Annotated in this window: 1 protein-coding gene; it reads left to right on the top strand. The window is 72.6% G+C overall.

Annotated elements, in window-relative coordinates; all coding sequences use genetic code 11:
* Positions 1-1,392, top strand: a 1,392-nt coding sequence (locus NLI01S_RS24770; RefSeq protein ID WP_190318591.1) for a polyketide synthase dehydratase domain-containing protein, incomplete at both ends; no start/stop codon positions are given.

The following is a 1,392-nucleotide window of genomic DNA, read 5'->3' as shown; positions in this document are numbered from 1 at the left end:
ACCGCTCGTGCTTCCCCGTGACGGCGGCCGGGCGGTCCAAGTGCGGATCTCGGCACCGGACGATTCCGGGCGCCGCGCGTTCTCCGTCCACTCCCGCGCCGACAACGGAGACGGGTGGACCCGGCACGCGGGTGGGACGCTCACCGCCGACACCTCGACGGCCGACTTCGACCTCGCCCAGTGGCCGCCCGAAGGAGCGACCGCGCTCGACATCGACGCCCTCTACCCGAGCCTGGCCGAACGCGGGTTGACCTACGGTCCGGCGTTCCGGGGCCTGCGGGCCGCGTGGCGGCGGGGCGACGAGGTGTTCGCCGAGGTCGCCCTGCCCGAAGCGGAGGAAACCAAGGGGTTCGGGATCCACCCCGCCCTGCTGGACGCCACTCTGCACGCGGTGGGCGCCGGCGGTCTCCTGCCCGACTCCTCCGGACAGGCCATGCTGCCGTTCGCGTGGAGCGGGGTCGCCCTGCGCGCCCTGGGCGCCTCCTCGCTGCGCTGTCGCTTGAGGAAGGCGGGCGGCGACGGCATCGCCTTCGAAGCGGTGGACCCCTTCGGTACGCCCGTCATCTCCCTCGACTCCCTGGTTTTTCGCCCGGTCACCGCGGAACAGCTGGTCGCGGGCCGGAGCGGATCGCTCGACTCCCTCTACCGTGTCGACTGGGCCGCGGTGGAGGCGGCGGACACGGACCCCGGAACGGTCGACGGGGCCATCATCGGGGCCATCGGCGCGGCCGGGCTGGAGACGCTGGGCTTCGGGACCTTCCCCGACCTGGCCGCGGTCGCGGACTCCGGTGAGGTGCCCGCAACGGTCCTGGCACAGGTCGATGCCGACCCCGCACCGGATGACCTCGCCCGGCACACCTCCGAGACGGTCCTCACCACGCTCGCACTGCTGCAGGAGTGGCTGGGGAACGAGCGCTTCGCCGACAGCCGACTGGTGTTCGTCACCCGGCAGGCCGTCGCCACCGAGCCCGGTGACGATGTGCCGGGCCTGGCGAACGCGGCCCTGCGCGGCCTCGTCAGATCCGCTCAGTCGGAGAACCCGGACCGCTTCACCCTGCTCGACCTCGACGACGACGCGTCGTCGGTCGCAGCCGTCCCGGTCGCGCTGGCCTCCGGCGAGCCCGAACTCGCCGTACGAGCGGGTGCCGTCCATCGCGCACGCCTGGCTTCGGCCGCCTCCGGAGGCTCTCTCGTCCCGCCGGCCGACTCCCCGTCATGGCGCTTGGACTCCGGCGACGGTGGGACGCTCGAAGACCTGTGCCTCATCGCCACTGACGACGCCACCCGGCCCCTGGGCGTGGGTGAGGTGCGTGTCGGTGTTCGTGCCTCCGGCTTGAATTTCCGCGATGTTCTGATCTCGCTCGGGATGTACCCGGGTCAGGCGCTCATCGG

The sequence above is a fragment of the Nocardiopsis listeri NBRC 13360 genome, from assembly GCF_001570765.1.
In the GTDB taxonomy this organism is placed as follows: Bacteria; Actinomycetota; Actinomycetes; order Streptosporangiales; family Streptosporangiaceae; genus Nocardiopsis; species Nocardiopsis listeri.
This window is presented reverse-complemented; position numbering and strand designations above follow the sequence as displayed.